General features: G+C 53.5%; 17 protein-coding genes. 11 read left to right on the plus strand and 6 right to left on the minus strand.

Annotation, left to right across the window (positions count from 1 at the left end; genetic code table 11):
* Positions 1 to 162 precede the first annotated feature (162 nt).
* On the minus strand, positions 163 to 1,338 hold the full coding sequence (locus PHV74_03005) for an aminotransferase class I/II-fold pyridoxal phosphate-dependent enzyme (GenBank protein MDD5093334.1): 1,176 nt from the start codon (positions 1,336 to 1,338) through the stop codon (positions 163 to 165).
* Positions 1,339 to 1,561: 223 nt separating this feature from the next.
* On the opposite strand from PHV74_03005, the gene PHV74_03010 reads away from it, so the two are divergent.
* From PHV74_03010 to ispH, 11 genes are all read left to right on the plus strand, one after another.
* Positions 1,562 to 2,719: a PAS domain-containing sensor histidine kinase gene (locus PHV74_03010; protein ID MDD5093335.1), complete on the plus strand. Its 1,158-nt coding sequence runs from the start codon at positions 1,562 to 1,564 to the stop codon at positions 2,717 to 2,719.
* The gene (locus PHV74_03015; protein MDD5093336.1) at positions 2,716 to 3,369 is read left to right on the plus strand and encodes a response regulator transcription factor; all 654 of its coding nucleotides are present in this window, start codon (positions 2,716 to 2,718) and stop codon (positions 3,367 to 3,369) included. The genes PHV74_03010 and PHV74_03015 overlap by 4 nt, the downstream gene beginning before the upstream one ends.
* A gap of 377 nt (positions 3,370 to 3,746) precedes the next feature.
* Positions 3,747 to 4,841: a uroporphyrinogen decarboxylase family protein gene (locus PHV74_03020; protein ID MDD5093337.1), complete on the plus strand. Its 1,095-nt coding sequence runs from the start codon at positions 3,747 to 3,749 to the stop codon at positions 4,839 to 4,841.
* An 88-nt stretch (positions 4,842 to 4,929) separates the two neighbouring features.
* Entirely contained in the window at positions 4,930 to 5,967 is a 1,038-nt protein-coding gene (locus PHV74_03025) for a uroporphyrinogen decarboxylase family protein (GenBank protein ID MDD5093338.1), read from the plus strand.
* A gap of 82 nt (positions 5,968 to 6,049) precedes the next feature.
* Positions 6,050 to 6,706 carry a cobalamin-dependent protein gene (locus PHV74_03030; protein MDD5093339.1) on the plus strand — a complete coding sequence of 219 codons (657 nt, stop codon included), beginning with the start codon at positions 6,050 to 6,052 and terminating at the stop codon, positions 6,704 to 6,706.
* Positions 6,707 to 6,815: 109 nt separating this feature from the next.
* Positions 6,816 to 7,127 (plus strand): hypothetical protein, encoded by a 312-nt coding sequence (locus tag PHV74_03035; protein ID MDD5093340.1) that lies wholly within the window; start codon positions 6,816 to 6,818, stop codon positions 7,125 to 7,127.
* An 81-nt stretch (positions 7,128 to 7,208) separates the two neighbouring features.
* Positions 7,209 to 9,119 carry an ASKHA domain-containing protein gene (locus PHV74_03040; protein ID MDD5093341.1) on the plus strand — a complete coding sequence of 637 codons (1,911 nt, stop codon included), beginning with the start codon at positions 7,209 to 7,211 and terminating at the stop codon, positions 9,117 to 9,119.
* A gap of 156 nt (positions 9,120 to 9,275) precedes the next feature.
* On the plus strand, positions 9,276 to 10,565 hold the full coding sequence (locus PHV74_03045) for an ABC transporter substrate-binding protein (GenBank protein ID MDD5093342.1): 1,290 nt from the start codon (positions 9,276 to 9,278) through the stop codon (positions 10,563 to 10,565).
* Positions 10,566 to 10,789: 224 nt separating this feature from the next.
* Positions 10,790 to 11,413: a lysophospholipid acyltransferase family protein gene (locus PHV74_03050; protein MDD5093343.1), complete on the plus strand. Its 624-nt coding sequence runs from the start codon at positions 10,790 to 10,792 to the stop codon at positions 11,411 to 11,413.
* A gap of 307 nt (positions 11,414 to 11,720) precedes the next feature.
* The gene (locus tag PHV74_03055) at positions 11,721 to 12,398 is read left to right on the plus strand and encodes a lysophospholipid acyltransferase family protein (protein ID MDD5093344.1); all 678 of its coding nucleotides are present in this window, start codon (positions 11,721 to 11,723) and stop codon (positions 12,396 to 12,398) included.
* Positions 12,388 to 13,230, plus strand: a complete 843-nt coding sequence (gene ispH / locus PHV74_03060) for a 4-hydroxy-3-methylbut-2-enyl diphosphate reductase (GenBank protein ID MDD5093345.1) — start codon at positions 12,388 to 12,390, stop codon at positions 13,228 to 13,230. Before PHV74_03055 ends, ispH begins: the two co-directional genes overlap by 11 nt.
* 76 nt (positions 13,231 to 13,306) lie before the next feature.
* Here the strand turns inward: ispH and PHV74_03065 are convergent, their stop codons facing one another.
* The 5 genes from PHV74_03065 to purH all read right to left on the minus strand — a co-directional run bounded on the left by PHV74_03065 (position 13,307) and on the right by purH (position 18,292).
* Positions 13,307 to 14,509, minus strand: a complete 1,203-nt coding sequence (locus tag PHV74_03065) for a hypothetical protein (GenBank protein ID MDD5093346.1) — start codon at positions 14,507 to 14,509, stop codon at positions 13,307 to 13,309.
* 76 nt (positions 14,510 to 14,585) lie between these two features.
* Entirely contained in the window at positions 14,586 to 16,088 is a 1,503-nt protein-coding gene (locus tag PHV74_03070) for a leucyl aminopeptidase (GenBank protein MDD5093347.1), read from the minus strand.
* A gap of 27 nt (positions 16,089 to 16,115) precedes the next feature.
* On the minus strand, positions 16,116 to 16,421 hold the full coding sequence (locus tag PHV74_03075; protein MDD5093348.1) for a hypothetical protein: 306 nt from the start codon (positions 16,419 to 16,421) through the stop codon (positions 16,116 to 16,118).
* A gap of 147 nt (positions 16,422 to 16,568) precedes the next feature.
* Positions 16,569 to 16,724 carry a hypothetical protein gene (locus PHV74_03080; protein ID MDD5093349.1) on the minus strand — a complete coding sequence of 52 codons (156 nt, stop codon included), beginning with the start codon at positions 16,722 to 16,724 and terminating at the stop codon, positions 16,569 to 16,571.
* A 20-nt stretch (positions 16,725 to 16,744) separates the two neighbouring features.
* A complete protein-coding gene (gene purH / locus PHV74_03085; GenBank protein ID MDD5093350.1) occupies positions 16,745 to 18,292 on the minus strand; it encodes a bifunctional phosphoribosylaminoimidazolecarboxamide formyltransferase/IMP cyclohydrolase in 1,548 nt (515 codons plus the stop codon).
* Positions 18,293 to 18,555: the final 263 nt, after the last annotated feature.

The following is an 18,555-nucleotide window of genomic DNA, read 5'->3' on the forward strand; positions in this document are numbered from 1 at the left end:
CGGCGAGTTTTCTTTTTCTTATTGGCATAGGCCATGCTGGCAAATGTGGGTCCATTTATCACGGCAGATCTCCTTGAAGTAGTCTGCCATTATTATCGCATGATTCGGGACTTAATCAGAGGTTCCTCAAGTAAACTCAGGCCAAGTGACAGTCAACGATTCTTACGATATACGCCTGCGCACGAATCGCCGAATGCGCTCCAGCGCTTCCTCGATCTCTGGCAGAGAGACGGCATAGCAGCAGCGCACATGTCCCTCACCGCAGGTGCCGAACGCCGATCCCTGAATGACCACCACCTTCTCCTCTTTGAGGAGATTTTCGGCAAACGCGTCCGATGACAGGCCGGTGGACTTGATCGAAGGGAAGGCGTAGAAGGCGCCTTTAGGCTCAAAACACGGAAGGCCGATCTCATTGAGGCCCTTGACGATCACCTTGCGCCTGCGATCATATTCGGCCAGCATCTGCTGGATATCTTCCTCGCCGTTCTTGATGGCCTCAAGGGCCGCCATCTGCCCCATGATGGAAGTACACATCATGGCATACTGATGAATCTTCATCATCGCCTCAATGATGTCCTCCCGCGCCATGGCATAGCCGACCCGCCATCCGGTCATGGCATAGGCCTTGGAAAATCCGTTGATCAGGATAGCACGCTCCTGCATATCCGGCAGACTGGCAAAGCAGGTGTGCTCCACGCCGTAGACCAGCCGATCGTAAATCTCATCGGAGATCACCAGAAGATCATGCCGCCGGGCGATATCGGCGATGCGTTCCAGTTCGCTTCGATCCATCACCGCGCCGGTAGGATTATTGGGGAAGCCCAGCAAAAGAGCCTTGGTTCGAGGGGTGATGCGCTTTTCGATCTCTTCCGCCTTGACCTTGAAGTCATTTTCAATCGAAGTCGGTACCGGCACCACCACTCCACCGGTCAGAATCGTACAGGGTGTATAGGCCACGTAACCCGGGTCCGGGACGATGACCTCGTCGCCAGGATCGAGAATGGCGCGCATGGCCAGATCCAGCGCCTCGCTCGATCCGGTGGTGACCAGAATCTGGTTGTTCGGATTGTAGGCGATTCCATATCGATGCTGATAATGCTCAGCCAGCGCCTTTCTAAGTTCGATGCGGCCGTAGTTGGAGGTATACATGGTATACCCCTTCTCGATGGCATAGATACCCGCCTCAGAGATATGCCAGGGCGTGACGAAATCGGGCTCCCCCACACCCAGCGAGATGGCCCCGTCCATCCCGGAGAGCAAGTCGAAGTATTTTCTGATCCCGGAGGGTGGGATCTTCTGCACCCGCTGAGAGATCGCGTTCCTTGGCACTTTCTTCATAGCGATTAAGGTCGCCTCGATTCTTGATTCCTTAATCATACCCGATATTTGCCTCTGTATCCACTGCCAGCGAGTCAGCCAGTTGAACATCTTGTTATTCACCAATCCCAAAGGTATCATAGGATCACCAGAAATTCGTAAGACGGTTTCAGGCGAGCAGATAACCCCATTCTTTGGGATGGGCTCGCCAGAATCGAGGCCATCGTCAAGATCGAACGGCTTTATGCAGCTCATGAACGACCAACAAAAGACTCAAGAACAACTCATCGCTGAGTTATCACAAGCCCGCCGCGAGATCGCTGAATTGCGAGAAGGCGAGAATCGGCGCATCTGGGTGGAAGAAGCTATCTCAGAGTCTGAGGATAATTTGCGTGCCTTGGTTGAAAACGCTCCGGACCATATCATGATTCTGGATCACCAAGGAACCATCCTGTCTGCCAACCGCATTGTTCCCCCTTTTACTCCCGAGGCTGTATATGGCAAAAACATTTTCGATTTCATCGCCCCGCAATTCCACAGTACTGCCCAAAAGTGCTTTGCCCACACTTTTCAGACTGGAGAAATGATAAACTTCGAAGGCAAAGGCGTACATCCCGGTTTTACAGGATGGTGGGTCGGCCGGGTGGGCGCTGTGAAACGCGGTGGAGAGGTCATTGCCGTAACATTTATGAATACGGACATCAGCCAAGTAAAACACGCCGAGGATGTGCTTCGAGAACATTCTCAACGGCTGGTAGAGGCTCAGGAGGCAGAGCGTCGTCGTATTGCCAGAGAACTCCATGATCATATTGGGGGGAGTCTTACCGGACTTCGGCTATTACTGGAAAAGGCGGTCATGGAACCGCCTGAGAAATCGCAGCAAAGCATATCCGAAGCGCAGGCGTTGATCTTTGAACTCATGGCGTGGGTGCGCGATTTCTCCCTTGACCTTCGACCCTGGATGCTGGATGACCTGGGCTTGTTGCCGGCCTTTTTCTGGGGGCTTGATCGGTTGAAAGCAATAGCCGGTCTTTCTGTGGATTTCGAGCACGCGGGTTTGCAGGGGCGATTCCCCGCACAAGTGGAGACTTCTGCCTATCGCATCGCGCAAGAAGCATTAACCAATGTCGTCAAGCATGCCGGTGTTCAAAAAGCCACGGTACGGCTTGTGGGTGACCGGCACCAACTGACCGTGATAATTCAAGATGCGGGCCGTGGGTTCGATCCGCGAACCGCATTCAGCAACCCCCTGTCCAGTGGGCTGATCGGAATGAGAGAGCGCGCAGTATCACTGGGCGGAAAGTTGTTCGTGGACTCCGAAGTTGGGATGGGAACAACCATAATGGCTGAACTGCCGCTTAGGGAGATGGTCCCGGAATCTGCAGATGAGGACTGGAAGTGACAACAATTGTACTGGCCGATGATCACGATATAGTCAGGAGAGGACTACAATCCGTGCTGCAGGCACAGAAGGATTTCGAGATCATCGGCGAAGCGTCGGACGGACTGGAGACCATCAAGATCGCGGAGAAGCTACAGCCGGATGTGCTGGTGCTGGATCTGGTCATGCCGGGGCTAAGCGGACTGGAGGTCGCCAGAAGAGTTGCCAAGCAATCGCCGAAAACCAGGGTGATTATTCTCTCCATGTATGACAACGAAGCCGGTGTGTTGGAAGCCTTCAGGGCCGGGGCAATGGCGTACGTAGTAAAGCAGGCCTTGTCAAATGAACTGGTACAGGCCATCCGCGCTGTCATGGAAGGCCGTTTATATCTCAGCCCTCCGCTTTCCGATCGGGCCATCGCCAGTTATGTAGAGAAGGCCCAGGGGGCCAAACTTGATCTGTACGAGACGATATTGACATCCAGAGAGCGAGAGGTTCTGCAATTGACGGCCGAGGGATATACCAGCATTCAGATCGGCCAGCGGCTGTCCATCAGTCCGCGCACAGTCGATACCCACCGCAACAGCGCCATGCGAAAGCTGGACCTCCATAGCTCGGCTGATATCGTCCGGTATGCTATCCAACGAGGAATCGTCCCCCTCGAAAGTTGACCCGCATCTGCTTTGGTGCAACACGATTCGATAGAACCGCGAACTCGCCCCGATCAATATCAAGCGGCCTGCGCGCCATCAGTACGTTGGTTCGCGTATACACAGGCTCGTGACTGTTTCACATAATCGCGCCATAATTACGCTTATCCGCGGATATACAACCCCCTTGTCTACTCCTCATACTAAGATCGTAATAGAATATCGTATAATCATTGAATATGTTGCGCTTGCCGAAATTACAGTTGAGAGAGCGACTGAAGTGATTGAAAGGCTCCGCGTGAAGGCAATGTGAGGGTGGAACAAGTAGAGGAACCCCCTATGAGTCATCGATCAGACCCGCAACACCGAGAAATTGATTAGTGGAGGAGGTTGGTACCATGCCAATTCTGAGACAGGACAGGATGACATCGGATGAGCGATTGGTGGCCCTGCTCAACAGAAAGCCCGTTGACCGCGTTCCCATCTATCCCTTAGCTGTTGGCTTCTCTGTCGTCAATGCCGGCTTCACGATTTTCGACGCCTATGGAGATTCCACCGGAAAGAAGAGCGCCGATGCGACACGATGGATGAATGAGCAATACGGCTTCAATCAGTTGCCGCTTCTGGGCACCAATGGAGTAGTAGAGTTTGGCGGGGAACTAACGCTGCCTACAGGTGAGTATAGTCAATCATCAGCCATCGCTCGCCACGGAGTCAACACATCAAAAGAAGCCTGGGATTTGAAGTCGCCCCCCGACGTCAGAACATCGGGTTTCTTGCTTTCGAGGGCCATGGCAATCAGCAAGCTGGAGGCGGAGCGCGGTGCACCCTATATCCACATCGCGATGCAAGGCCCCTGGGATATCGCCTGCAACATTTGCGGAATAGAACGGTTATGTAAATGGGCGATGCGAGAAAAGGAGACGGCCCATCACCTGCTACGGCTGGCCACCGATTTCAATTTACAGATCATCAATTGGTGGGCTGAGACTTTTGGCGCGGAGCGTCTCTTCCCTTTGAGCGCCCACCCTCATACGGCAGCTCAGATAATCGGGCCGAAGATATTTGAGGAATTCTGCTTCCCCTATATCAAGGAGGAACACGAAAAAATGATGGGGATGGGCATCAAGAACATCCTCACTCATGTCTGCGGTTATCATGCCATGAACTATCCGATGTGGGCACAAATCCCTATGGGAAACCCCGGGATTATCAGCGTCGCCCATGATATGCATGAAGACTGGCCATCGCCTCTTGAGAGTGTGGGGAAGCTTTTCCCAGATGATATCATCATGGGCAATATCGAACCGGCGGTCTTTCAGGTGGGTACTCCAGGGCAAGTCTATGAGCTGGCCAGAAAGTGCATCGAGATCGGGAAGAAGCATGAGGCAGGGTTTGTTCTGGGGCCAGGGTGCGAACTGCCGCCCAAAGCATCACCCTACAATGTCTGGCAGATGACCAAGGCAGTCAGCGACCATGGCTGGTACGAATAGCAAGCGGGTATCGCTGTTTATCAAGTGACAAGCGAGGCTGGCCGAAAAAGGGCAATTAAGAAATCGGAAGAGAAGGAAGGTGGCTTTTATGAACCGAATCAGCGCTCTCCTGGATGGAAAACGAGTAGACAGAGTCCCTGTCTTCCAATTCGCACTGGGGTTTTGCGCCAGGAACGTTGGGTATCCCATTGCTGCCATTTATCAGGACCCTGAGAAGAGCTTGCAGGCACAGCTGTGGAGCAAAGAGATGTACGGCTGGGACAATGCTCCGTTTTACGGGTATGCCTCGTATGGGAGCTGGGAATTCGGGGGACCAATAGAGTTCCCCAGCAGCGAGCTGCAACAAGCCCCGACGATTCCCTATTTTCCGGTGCAATCGGAAGAAGATATCAAGGGCCTGAAATTGCCCGCTGTGAAAAGGGCTGGCATGCTTCCCTTCGCTATGGAGTTCTCCCAGCTTCAGAAGAGGCTTGATCTGCCGATCACCGTGGTGGTGGGAGGAGTATTCACACTGGCGGGAAACATCTGTGGAGTGGATCGGCTATGCCGCTGGATGCTGAAGAAGCCTGAACTCGCCCACCAGATTATTCGCCTGTCCACCGATCATATCCTGGACGTAGTACAATATTGGGGGGAAACATTCGGCGCGGAGAGGGTTATCCCCTATATTCTGGAACCTCTGGCAGCCAATCAAATAATTTCACCCGGACAATTTGAGAAATTCGTTCTCCCCTATGAGAAGGAAGCCCATGAAAAGATGTTGTCCATGGGCATTAAACACATCCTCTGCCACATCTGCGGCGAACAGAATCTGAACATACCGTTCTGGGAACAGATTCCGATGGGCAACCCCGGCATCGTCACCTTCGGCAAGGAGGTCAATCTGGCCACGGCCATAAGACACTTCGGGGACAAGTGCATTATCGCCGGCAACGTTGAGCCCCGCATTCTTCAGGAAGGAACTCCGCAGGAGGTCTATGAAGCCATGAAGCAGTGTGTCATTGAGGGCAAGGATTCTCCCCGGGGTTTTATAGCGATGCTGGGCTGCGAACTTCCGCCAATGGCTCCCCCGTATAATGTCCATACGATGATGAAGGCCGTCAATGACTTCGGCCGGTATAGCTAAAATGAACGGCATGGATAAGGGTTGAATTGCAGCCATCCAACACAATAGGGCGTGCTAAAACCAGAAAAGGAGGTAGTCTGAAATGACGTCAAAGGAGAGGACGAGGGAGATAATCAAGGGGCTTTATGATGCCGTGGTGGCATTTGATGAGGGAAAGGTTGTGGAGCTCAGCCACACCGTCCTCAATGAAAGCGTGGACCCATATGTCGCGGTGGTCGATGGCCTGGCCAGTGGCATGTCCGAGGTGGGCGACCGCTTTAACAAGATGGTTTACTTCGTCCCCGAGCTTCTCCTGTGCTCAGATGCGCTCTATGCCGGTTTAAACATCCTGAAGCCGGCCATACTCGCATCGGGAGGAAAGGCCGCCGTAAAAGGATCCATCGTCCTCGGCGTTGTTGAGGGCGATATTCACGATATCGGCAAGAACCTGGTTAAAGTGATGTTTGAAGCTGCCGGCTGGACCGTGCACGATCTGGGGCGCGATGTGAAACTCCAAAGGTTTGTTGAGGAACAAGCAAAGACCGGCTCTGAAGTTGTCGGCCTTTCCGCTCTGACAACTAGCAGCATGCTGGCAATGCAACAAGCGGTTCACATGATAAAGTCCAGCAATCCCAAGACCCGTGTTCTGGTAGGCGGAGCGCCGATAAACATTGACGTGGCCAAGAAGTTTGGCGCCGACGGATATGCTCCAAGCGCCGGAACCGCAGTCGCGGAGGCGGCGAGGCTTGTAAAACATTAAATGGAGATGCGACATCACGGTAGAAGCCAGTACACTCGAATATCAATTCGGCCGCCAGCTTGATCAAAGGGTAGCTGCTCCTTTATGGCGGGATGCATGATCGGATGACATGACAAAAGTAGTGGTTAACCCCGGCATATGCGGTTTTCTTACCTCCATAGAGGTCGAAAAGACTGCTGGTCGAAAGGTCAGGGTCAGAATTCTCAGCGATTGTGAGACAGTGACCAAGCTGGGCGAATCACTGACGGAGGTCGATCAGAGGGATGTCATCAAGCAACACGCAAATATCAATCGAACAGCCTGGAAATTTCCATTGCACCCATCATGTCCTGTTCCTGTGGCCATCATAAAAGCAGTTGAAGTTGAGGGAGGCTTGGCGCTGCCTCGCGATGTGGTTATCCACTTCGAGAAGCCCGATTAGAGACAGCGGACTGCAGAGCGTCCCAAGGGGAGACTATACTTGTCTGATAGCAAGAGGCACGAGATCATTTTCCATCCCTCAGTGTGTAGAGGTACTATCGATGATGGCAAAACCATCATGGAGGCCTCCCAGGAACTTGGCGTGCCGATAGAGGGTGTCTGTGGCGCTCAAGCGCTTTGTGGTAAGTGCCAAGTCAGAATCAAGGAGCGGCTCTTTGCCGAATATGGCATGGCATCTGGCTCAGGGGCTGTATCTCCACTAAGCGAGTCGGAAAAGAAACTGTTGAGTGATGAGGAAAAGCGGCAGGGTTACCGGCTAGCCTGCCAGACTCACGTCCATGGCGATATCATGGTCTTTGTTCCCGAACAAAGCCGGGGGCAGGAACAGATCGTCCGCAAACAAGCCACGCCGAGAACCATCGAGTTGAAGCCCGCGGTAAGAAAATACTGCGTGGAGATGGCACCCCCTACCCTGCGGGATAGCCTAGGCGATTGGGATCGCCTACGGATCGAACTGCATCGACGGTTCAACTTGAGCAATCTGACCATTGATTTTCAGGTAATGACAGACCTGCAAAAAGTGGTGCGCCAAGGCAATTGGATTGTGAGTGCATCCGTGTGGATGGACAATGAGGTAATCAGGGTAGAGCCCGGACATGAAAGCGGGAGCTATGGGATAGCAGTGGACATAGGGACTACCACCCTGGCCGGTTACCTGTGTGATCTGGAAAGTGGTGAAGTGGTTGCCACCGAATCTATGATGAACCCCCAAGCGGTTTACGGCGATGATGTGATGACCCGCATCAGCTACACCATGGGCAACCAGGATGGCCGCGAGCGCATGAACCAGGTGATCATTGAAGCTCTCAATCAGCTCGTCAGGCAAGCAGCGGCCCGCGCAGGCATTGAGGCAAAAGATATCATTGACATGACCGTTGTGGGCAACACATGTATGCATCATTTCTTCCTGAATCTCGATCCTCAGCACATCGCCAAAACTCCCTTTACCCCGGCAATATGCCATTCCCTGAACGTGAAGGCCCGCGACTTGGGGTTAAAGATATCCCCCGGAGCTTATGTTCATGTCCTTCCTATCGAAGCCGGCTTTGTCGGGGCTGATAATGTAGGAGTACTCCTGGCAGAAGAACCATACCACCAGGATGATATTGTGTTGATCCTCGATATCGGCACCAACGGAGAACTGATACTCGGTAACCGGGACAGTATCCTCTCCGCCTCCTGTGCTACTGGCCCGGCATTCGAGGGAGCCAGCATAAGGCACGGCATGCGTGCTGCTGTTGGGGCTATCGAGAGAATTGAGATAGCCCCGGATACCAAGGAGGTGCGCTTCCAGGTTATCGGGAAAGAGGGCTGGAATACGAACTTGCCACATATCGGGGCTAAAGGCATATGCGGATCAGGGGTGATCGATGCCATAGCTCAATTGCTGGTGAGCGGTGTAATAGGCAAAACCGGGCGTTTCAACGAAGACCTGGAGAGCGCCCGTTTCCGCGTGATAGAGGGAGAGCCGGAATTCGTCATCGCCTGGGCAGATGAGACCTCTATCGGTCGCGACATCGTAATCTGTCAGAGTGATATAAGGCAGATCCAGCTGGCAAAAGGGATCATGTATGCCGGGGCAAGAATCATGATGCAACATTTGGGTGTGGAAATTTTGGATAAAGTTATCTTGGCCGGAGCCTTCGGCAGTTGTATCAACCAAGAATCGGCAGCTATCATCGGCCTCTTTCCTGATTGTGCTTTAGAGAACATTTGCGCCGTGGGTAACGCTGCCGGTGATGGAGCTCGCATAGCTCTTCTTAATGTGGATAAGAGAGCAGAAGCCGAAAATATGGCCAGAAAAGTGGAATATATGCAATTAGCTTTAGTACCTGATCTTGCCAGGGTTTTTGGCCGGGCGATGTGGTTCCCCCATATGCATGATTCCTTTCCTCTTTTAACAGGTTCCGGCCTCGGCAAGACAATGGAATAATATTGAGCTTTAATGCCAACAGTTTATACTACAGAACATCAATCTTGTGTGGGTTGAAAGTCATCATTTTGAGGGAAGGAGGTGCCCACAAAGCGTGAGTTGGTGGAAGCTTGTGTACAGATTACTCGGGTGAAACACAAAATAAGGAGGGTACATATGCACAGTCTGAGAAGCAGTCTCTGGTACAAAGCAGCAGCCTTGATCATTGTGGCAACATTGCTGGTTCCCGTGCTGGCTGCCTGTGGTGACGACGGTGATAAGACGACTCCTGCAGAAATCACTGCCCCTCCATCCACAACCACCCCCGCAACTTCAAACCCAGCCATAACGACCTCCGATAAGCCGGTGAAGATCGGTGTGATCATTGATTACAGCGGCCCGGCTGCCTTGACAGGCTTTCTGGTGGATGGCGTCATCGAATTCGCCAAATGGTACTGGAATGACAAACAAGGCGGCATCCTGGTAGGAAACGAGCGCCGACCGGTGGAGTTTCTCAAATACGATAACAAAGGTCAGGTGGCAGAGGCAGCAGCTGCCGCAAAGAAAGCCTTGATCGATGGGTGTACGGTGGTCACCATGGGAGGAACTTCGAATTCGTTTGGCTTTGCCATTGCTGACGTGACCGATCCGGCAAAGGTCCTCTATTCAACCTTCCTAAATGAACCGGACCTGTTCACTACTTACAGCTGGTTGGTTTGCTCATTCTACGACCTTGAGGCGAGGGCCAAGATGACTGCCGACGTGGTTGTCAAAAAGATAAAGGCCAAGAAGGTCAGTATTCTCTGTCTGGAACTGGAGACCGACCGCAAGGCGATGGACAGGGTCAAAGCGGCAATCAAGGATTTGGATCCTACCATAGAGATCGTTAGTGAGGACTACGTCTCCCTGGGGACCTCAGATTTTTCGAGCCTGCTGACGAAGATCAAATACAAGAATCCGGACGTACTTGTCACCATCTTGGTTGAGGCGAACTACCAGGCAATAGCCAAGCAGATATTGGAAGGAGGCGGCTGGGGCAATATCCAGCACGTCGGCAATACTGAGGGGTCCAGTTTCAGTGGAATCGGCAAGTCTCCTGGTGCAAACGGCTGGTATACACCGTTCATGTACCTGAACGGCCAGGGAAGCCCGGCCCAGATAGAATTCGGTGAGCTGTGGGCCGAAAAGTGCGCCGTTGATTCTGGCTGGAAGAAGAAGTATTCGGCGGCAGGAACAGCGCCTCTGTCCAACCATCCTGTCCTATATAATCCTCTACTGACCGCAATCAAGGCTATCGAGAAGGCCGGAACCGATGATCGTGCCAAAGTGGCTGAAGCCGCCAAAGGGCTTGAGTTTGACTCCGCCCTGGGATACGAGAAATTTGGTCCGGGAGGCCAGAGCTCCATCGCCGGTTTTTATGTTCACTGGCAGGATGGGCAACCTGTCCCCGTCGACTTGAGTGAATAGACATTCGGTCGGTTGTGGCGGATTTCATCCCCCGCCACAACCGACCGGGAAGCATTCACCATGGCGGAGCCGCCGCGCGTTCGCAGAGCCCCCCTGGTTCAATGGTCTTCTCGCAAGGTTGAGGATAGGGGGATAACTGTTTTGGGCGCACACCGCAACAATTTGCCTCGCTTGATCCCATCGGCTATAATCAAGCAGATCATATACTCCCCTGTAATATCCGCATGGCTATTTTCTATTCTTTTGCCACGGGCACGATGAAGTTCGCCCTGATATCACTCACCCGCTGGCGGGTGATCGGGAAAGAGAACGTGCCGGCAACCGGGCCGTTCATCGTCGTGGCCAACCACCTCAGCATGGTCGACCCGCCGCTGCTGAGTGCCAGTATACCCCGGCCGATTACATTCATGGCCAAGGAGGAGCTTTTCCGCTCCTGGGGAGGGATAATCGTGAGCGCCTTCGGCGCTTTCCCGGTACAACGAGGCGCTGCCGATAGAGAGGCACTCCGGAAAGCCCTGAAAGTGCTGGAAGATGGAGGAGTACTGGGCATGTTCCCGGAAGGGACCCGAAGCACCGATCAGCGCTTGGGAAAAGCCACTGTGGGCGCTGCTTTCATCGCCGTTCATTCCGGCGCTCCCATTCTGCCCGTCGCCATCAGCGGATCCGATAACGTCAAAGGACCGGGGGTTGTTGTTCGACGGCCTATGATCACCGTCACCATCGGCCCACCCTTTCACCTCAGTGCAGGCAAGAAACAGACAAATCGGGATCGCTTGGCTGAAGCCACCGACCTGATCATGAGCCGGATTATCGATGTTTTGCCCCCGAACCAAGGATGCTCTGATTAAGTGGCGCAGATACCTCCTGCCGGGGGCCTGCCCTCGACCCGATCGGGGGTTTGGGGGTGCCCCAAAACTTTTCCTCTCTTCCCCCAAGACTGGGGGCAAGGGAGTTGATCGGGAGTTGATCAGGAGTTGATCAGAACTTGATCGGAGCTTCACCCATGTCAGAGAAACAAATCTGATTGGATTCATCGGCCAGAAATTTGCTCCCTCTTCGCGCTTCGGCTATAATCAAACAAACAGCAAATCATTCAGATTGTGCAATTTATTATCCGGCGATAACCCGGATTGAACCAGAGGACAGAACATCAGGATGCCATCCGTCTATGCCACCGGTACGGCCACGATGAAGCTTCTGCTGAGGGCGCTGACCCGCTGGAAGGTGGTCGGTCAGGAGAACATACCCAGAGACGGGCCGATCATTATCGTGGCCAATCACATGAGCATGGTCGACCCCCCGCTTCTGAGCGCCAGCATCCCCCGGCAGATCAGCTTCATGGCCAAAGAAGAGCTCTTCACCTCCAAGCGATGGTGGCTCGTGCCTGCCTTCGGGGCCTTTCCGGTGCGCCATGGCATGGGAGATGTGCAGACCATTCGTCGGGCCACCCGAATGCTGCAAAAGGGACAGGTTCTGGGCATCTTCCCGGAGGGGAAGCGGAGCAGCACTCACGCCATGGACAAGGCAGAGGTCGGAGTTGCTCTGATTGCCCTTCTCTCCGGTGCTCCAATTCTCCCCGTTGGGATCACCGGCACCGAAAAGGTAAAGGGCCTGGGGGTGATTTTCCGGCGTCCCAGGATCACGGTGACCGTAGGTCCCAGATTCTACCTGGCCAAAAGCTGGGGCAGGCCATCCAGAGAGCGATTGACGCTGGAGACTGCCATCATCATGAGCCACGTCGCCAGCGTTCTGCCTTCGAATTATCACGGGGCGTACGGTGATTATCTGACGTACACTATCGAAAGAGAAACGGAAGTTGCCCGTGAAGATTGAGCTGGCTTCTGAGATGGGACTGTGTTTCGGCGTCAAGAGAGCCATCGAACTGGCCCAGGAGGCCGTTCGGAAGCACGAATTACTGGAGAGCCTTGGGCCGATCGTTCACAATAAACAGGTGGTGGATAGATTTGCCGCTGAGGGAATGCGCGTTATCGAGAGGCTCGATCAGATGCAGGGGCACGATATCCTCATCCCCTCTCACGGCGTGGGAAAAGAACTGAATGAACAGATCGCCGCACGGCAGTTGAATGTGATTGACGCCACCTGCCCTATTGTCCATAATGCACAGACTGTAGCCCAAAAGCTGGGCCTTGAAGGGTTCAAGGTACTGGTTTTCGGGGACGCCTCCCACGCCGAGGTGGAGGGATTGCTTTCCTGGGCCGGCAAGGGAGCGATAGCCGTTACGGATGTCCCGGAATTTCGGGTCCCACCCCGCCGCATCGGAATCCTTTCGCAAACCACGCAAAGTCAGGCACAGTTCGCCAGCTTTCTGGCCAAGTTCATGAATTCTCAGCTTGCCTCGTTATCCGAGATACGCATCTTCAACACCATTTGTGATGCAACAGCCAAGCGCCAGGCCGCAGCGATGAATCTGGCCAAGAATGTTGACCTGATGATGGTGATTGGAGGACACGATAGCGCCAACACCAAACGTCTGGCCGAACTCTGCAACTCTGTCGGCGTGAAGACCCTCCACATTGAGTCCGTCGATGAACTCGATATGCTGGATTACTCTCCGCAATATCGGATTGGCATCACGGCAGGAGCCTCCACGCCTGAGTGGGTCATCAGAGAGGTGATTGGGAAACTGGAGCGATCCTTGAGATAAGAAAAGGCGTCCGAAACCAAAAGAGGCCATCCTCCCTGACGAAGGACAGCCTCTTTTACCATGGCGCGCTCCAAAATCACGATTCCGCTGGTGCGGGATTTTGCACTTCTTGGTTTTCCTTCAGATTGGCTTTACTCGCCACCGGTGCCGACTTCGCCTTTTCCTGATCGCTCAATTTCGCCTTCATTGAGACGATCCTCTCCTCCAGGTCCTTATTGGCCGTCTTGATCGCCTCTACCTTCTGGCGTTTCTCCCGAATCAGCTTTCGCAGCATGTCCGAGTATTCAGGAGCCCTGGCAGCCTTTATCTCAATCTGATGGCGCTTCATCTGACCTTCAAGCTCCGCAATCTCTTCCTTGTTTTCCTGAATCACTTTTCCCCAGCGTTCAACCTGAGTCTTTGTCCGGCCGATCCAATCTTCCTGCTTCCTGCGTTTCACTTCACGGATCCCATCCACCTTGGCAATCGCCACATCCCAGGCACTATTCAGAACGGACTTTATCTCCTCACGTTGAGACTTGCTCAAAGGGTTTTCCCTTAAATGATTTTGCGCCTCTTTCACCTTATCCAGCGCCTTGAAGGCATCACCCTCATTGGCCTCATCAAGGGCAGCCTTTGCCTCCGGCTGCAGTTGACTATAACTCCGATCCCATAAAGCCTTCCTCCGGCCGAATACCAAATCATTCGCCTGGCGCCACATCTCCCAGCAGGCCTGCTCATCTTCCCTCGTCATATTGCTGACGACCGGCGCTGCTTTCTGAGACTCAGCTGCAGGATCAGAGCCCCGTTCCTTTGGTTTGCCTTTCAGCAGCACAAGCGCCTCACTCAACATTGTCTGAGATTTGGACAGAGCCATAATATCTTCAGGGTTAGACTCGACGCCGGAAAGCGCCTCCTTGACCTTCTTTTCGACCAACTCGCGCGTCTGTTTGGATTCCCCCCTGCGAGATTGCCATTCCCTCTCCTGCTTTTCCCTGATCTGCATGGTCTGCGCTCTGCGAGCCTGCATTTCCTGCTGCTGCCTTCGTTTCGCTTCTCCGCATACGCGGCCATACTTCTCCTGAAGTTTCTCTTTATCGTCCGGTGAGAGCGGGGTCAGCGTCTCAAACATAGCGGAGATTTCATTGGCTTCAGCCCAGAACTCCCGGTACTTAAAGCCATCCGGGCTATCATAGCCCGAAGAAAGTCCTTCGATTTTCTCTTCCAGAACTTGGATATTGGCCTTCTCCTGCGCCAGCCATTTCTCCCATTCTGCAGCCATCGATTCCGTTTCAGTCATCTTAATAGCCTCTTCTACTGATGAATTTCCTATCCCTATCAGGTATAAACCTGCATAAGACTCTTTTCCCTGGCGGCTACTCTTCAGCCATCGCCTCAATCCAATTCACCAGGGTTCTGACCGGAATTCCGGTGGCTCCTTTAGGCGAATAGCCACGGCCCTTGTCCAGCATAAACGTGCCCGCGATATCCAGATGAACCCATGGGGTCTTCCCCACAAACTCGTGCAGGAACTGCGCCGCGCTGATGGCACCTCCCCACCTGCCGCCGGAGTTTTTGATATCGGCAATATCACTCTTGTTGTGATCCTTGTATTCATCAAACAGAGGCATTTGCCACATTCTTTCCCCTGTCCGTTCGCCAGCGGCAATCACGCTATCGATAACCCTCTGATTGTTGCCGAAAGCGCCGCTGCAAACATCGCCCAGCGCCACATGGCAGGCTCCGGTTAGTGTAGCAATATCGATCATCGGTGAGAGGCCCAGCTTATTCCCATAGCAGAGAGCATCAGCCAGGATAAGCCGACCTTCAGCATCCGTGTTAATCACTTCGATGGTCTTGCCGTTCATCGCCTTGATGATATCGCCCGGCTTCAAAGCACTCCCGCTGGGCATGTTCTCCGTAGAAGGTATCAGTCCGGTGACGTTGATCTTCGGCTTCAGCTCTCCCAGCGACTGCATCACGGCAATCACCGTTGCCCCACCAGCCATATCCCCTTTCATCTCGTCCATCCTGTCCGCCGGCTTCAGCGAGATTCCTCCCGAATCAAAGGTGAGGGCTTTGCCCACCAAACCCACCACCTTCTGAGATTCCGGGTCCCCTTTATAGGTCAAAACAACAAATTTCGGCGGCTGCTGGCTTCCCTGAGCTACCCCCAGAAGCCCACCCATTCCCAGCTTCTGCATGGCATCGCGTTCCAGGATTTCAATCCCCAATCCCTCTTTTTCAGCCACCTCTCTGGCTTTTTCCGCCAGGTCAGTGGGCGTCATGAAATTGGCAGGCTGATTGACCAGATCCCTGGCAAGAATTGCAGCCTGAGCCAGTGTGGTGCCTTTTGTGACGGCCGCTTTCAATCCGGCGATATTGCGCCGGGACGGCGTAACAATGGTGATCTGCTCGATTTCTTTCCGGTCAGGCTTCTTGGTAACATACTGGCAAAACGTGTAGAGCCCCAGAAGGCTCCCTTCGGTAATGGCTTGAGCTAGACTTTCCGGCGCAAGCCCCTTTGCCCCAGTTCCATGGAGGACGGTCGCCACGCGCTCGGCTCCAGCCTCACGCGCTGATTTGCAGGCAGCGCTGGCAACACCACGGACCTTTTCAAGATTAAACTCGCCCTTCTTTCCCAATCCAACAACTACCACCATCTCCGGCGCAATCTTCCCCAAACCATGGATAAGGGTCACTTCATTGAGCTTACCCTTGATTGAGCCTTTCTTGATGAGATTCGATATTACGCCATCCAGAGCATTATCCACTGCTCCAGCAGCCTCATCGAGAGACTTTGCCCCCTCAAAAAAGCTGACGACGATGGCATCCACCTTGAGCTTGACGATATCGCCAGAGATTACTTTAATATTCACATTTCCCCCGATACTCAATTTAGCCGGTCAGGGAACTATTTTCGCATACGCATCGAGTATAGAAGCTCCCCTGGCAACATCTCCTTTATCAAGAGCCGAAAGGACATCCTCGATCATCTGGGTTTCCTCATAGAGGCAATTCGAAGGGCCTGGGCCGCAACAGGCGGCGGCAGCATCGGCACGCCACAGAAGAACCGACTTGATTTCCAGCATCTTATTTAGTTCTGCTATGCAGGAATCCAATGCGATGGAATTTCTCAATCTATCACTCAAGGATTTAATTTGCTCCTTGCTGATGATAAATATCTCCGCATTCATATCTCTGGTATCCATCTATTCCACCATCTGTTCGTATTTCCACAGAAGCGCAATGGCCCCAGTAGTATCCTTTTCCTCAAGAGCATTCAAAACGGCTTGAAGTAGATCGATCTCTCCCTCAATGGATATGGCCACCTCACGGATGGCACAACCTCCGCCACCTCAGGAGCCCATATCTGCCCGCCAGGCGAGGGTCAATTTGATATCGCGCATCCTGCGGATTTCCTCTATGCTTGAGTCCAGTGTATCGGACTTGCCGAGCCTATCGATCAGCGCGCGAACTTGCTCCTTACTGATGATGAGCATGCCCTCTTCCATTTCCGTCCTCCCTCTTGGCTCTAATGCCTGAAATGCCTCACCCCGGTAAACACCATGGCGATATTCGCCTTATCGGCAGCGTCAATCGATTCCTGATCCCGGATCGAGCCACCCGGCTGAATGATAGCAGTGACACCGGCCTTGGCCGCCGCCTCTACTACGTCGGAGAAGGGGAACATGGCGTCGGAAGCCAATACACTGTCCTTCGACTTATCTCCCGCCTTCTCCCTGGCAATCTGAGCAGCGATGATACGACTGGGTTGACCCGCTCCCATACCCACCAGCGTCTTATCCTTGGCCAACACAATGGCATTGGACTTGATATGCTTGACCGCCCTCCAGGCGAAGAGCAAATCCCGGGTCTCCTGGGAGGTCGGAGCCCGTTTGGTCACTGTTTTCAGCTGAACGCTGCTCTCAGGCAGCGAATCGGAGTTTTGGACGAGAAAGCCGCCTCTCACCCGGCGCAAATCCACATATCCCGCCGGGGAATCCCCATAGCCCGGCGGCAGGGTAGCAACGAGAATGCGCAAATCCCTCTTCTTTTTCAGCAGCGCCAGCGCATCGGGTGCATATTCCGGTGCGATAACGATTTCATAAAAAACCGGCTTGATCGCTTCGGCCGTGGCCAAGTCTATCGGCCGATTGGAGGCCACGATGCCGCCGAAGGCGGCTATCTCATCGCCGCTGAAAGCGCGGCGGTAGGCTTCACTGATATTCTGATGGCTGGCCAAACCACAAGAGTTGGTATGCTTGATGATGGCCACAGTGGGTTCGGCAAAGTCAACAACCGCAGCCCAGGCCGCATCGGCATCGAGAATGTTATTGAAGGAAAGCTCCTTTCCTCCCAGTTGCTCTGCCCATGTGATACCGGTATTGCGCGGCTGACTGCCAGGCAACTGTTCGGCATAAAAAGCGCCTTTCTGATGGGGATTTTCACCATAGCGAAGCCCATAGCGCTTTTTCATGGCTACGGTCATCTCATCGGGGAGGACGTCATCCGGATCGCGAAGGTATTGGGAGATCGCCGTATCATAAATGGCCACATGTTGGAATGCCTTCTGCGCCAGTCTCTTCCGATCTGCTTGCACCACTTCTCCGGAACGGAGTTTCTCCAGAATGAGCGGATAATCGGCAGGATCAACAACCACCAGGACATGCGGAAAATTCTTGGCCGAAGCTCGGATCATGGTAGGGCCGCCAATATCGATATTCTCCAGCGCATCCTGCAAGCTGATATTCGCCTTGGCCACCGTCTGCACAAAGGGATAAAGGTTGACCACCACCATATCGATAGGGCTCATCTTGTGCTTGGCCAGTTCATTCATGTGGGCCGGAAGATCACGCCGCGCCATGATTCCGCCATGGACTGCAGGGTGGAGGGTTTTCACCCGGCCATCGAGTATTTCAGGAAAACCGGTGATATCGCTGACGCTATGGACCGCAACTCCTGCTTCTACCAGGGATTTCTTTGTGCCCCCGGTGCTAAAGATATCCACTTTCAATCCCGCCAGCCCTTTGGCGAAATCAACCAGCCCTGTCTTGTCCGAAACGCTTAAGATGGCTCGCATTGGACCTCCTTATGGATTTATCGGTTACCCATCCTACTGGCCGCTTTGATTATAGCAAATACGGTCAAACCAAGCTAGGGAAGCACCAATCACCCCTCTGGCCACCATTCTTGGGCGATTGACAGGGACTTAACCAGATCTTCCCCAGCAGAGTGTTGAAAAAGTCTGACTCAACCCCCTAACCCCCACTCGTTGGGGGAACTTTTGCATCTGGGGGACACCCCCAAACCCCCGGAAGGAGGAATCCTTCACCTCTTTTTCAG

It is taken from the genome of Dehalococcoidia bacterium (genome assembly GCA_028711995.1).
Lineage (GTDB): Bacteria > Chloroflexota > Dehalococcoidia > SZUA-161 > SpSt-899 > JAQTRE01.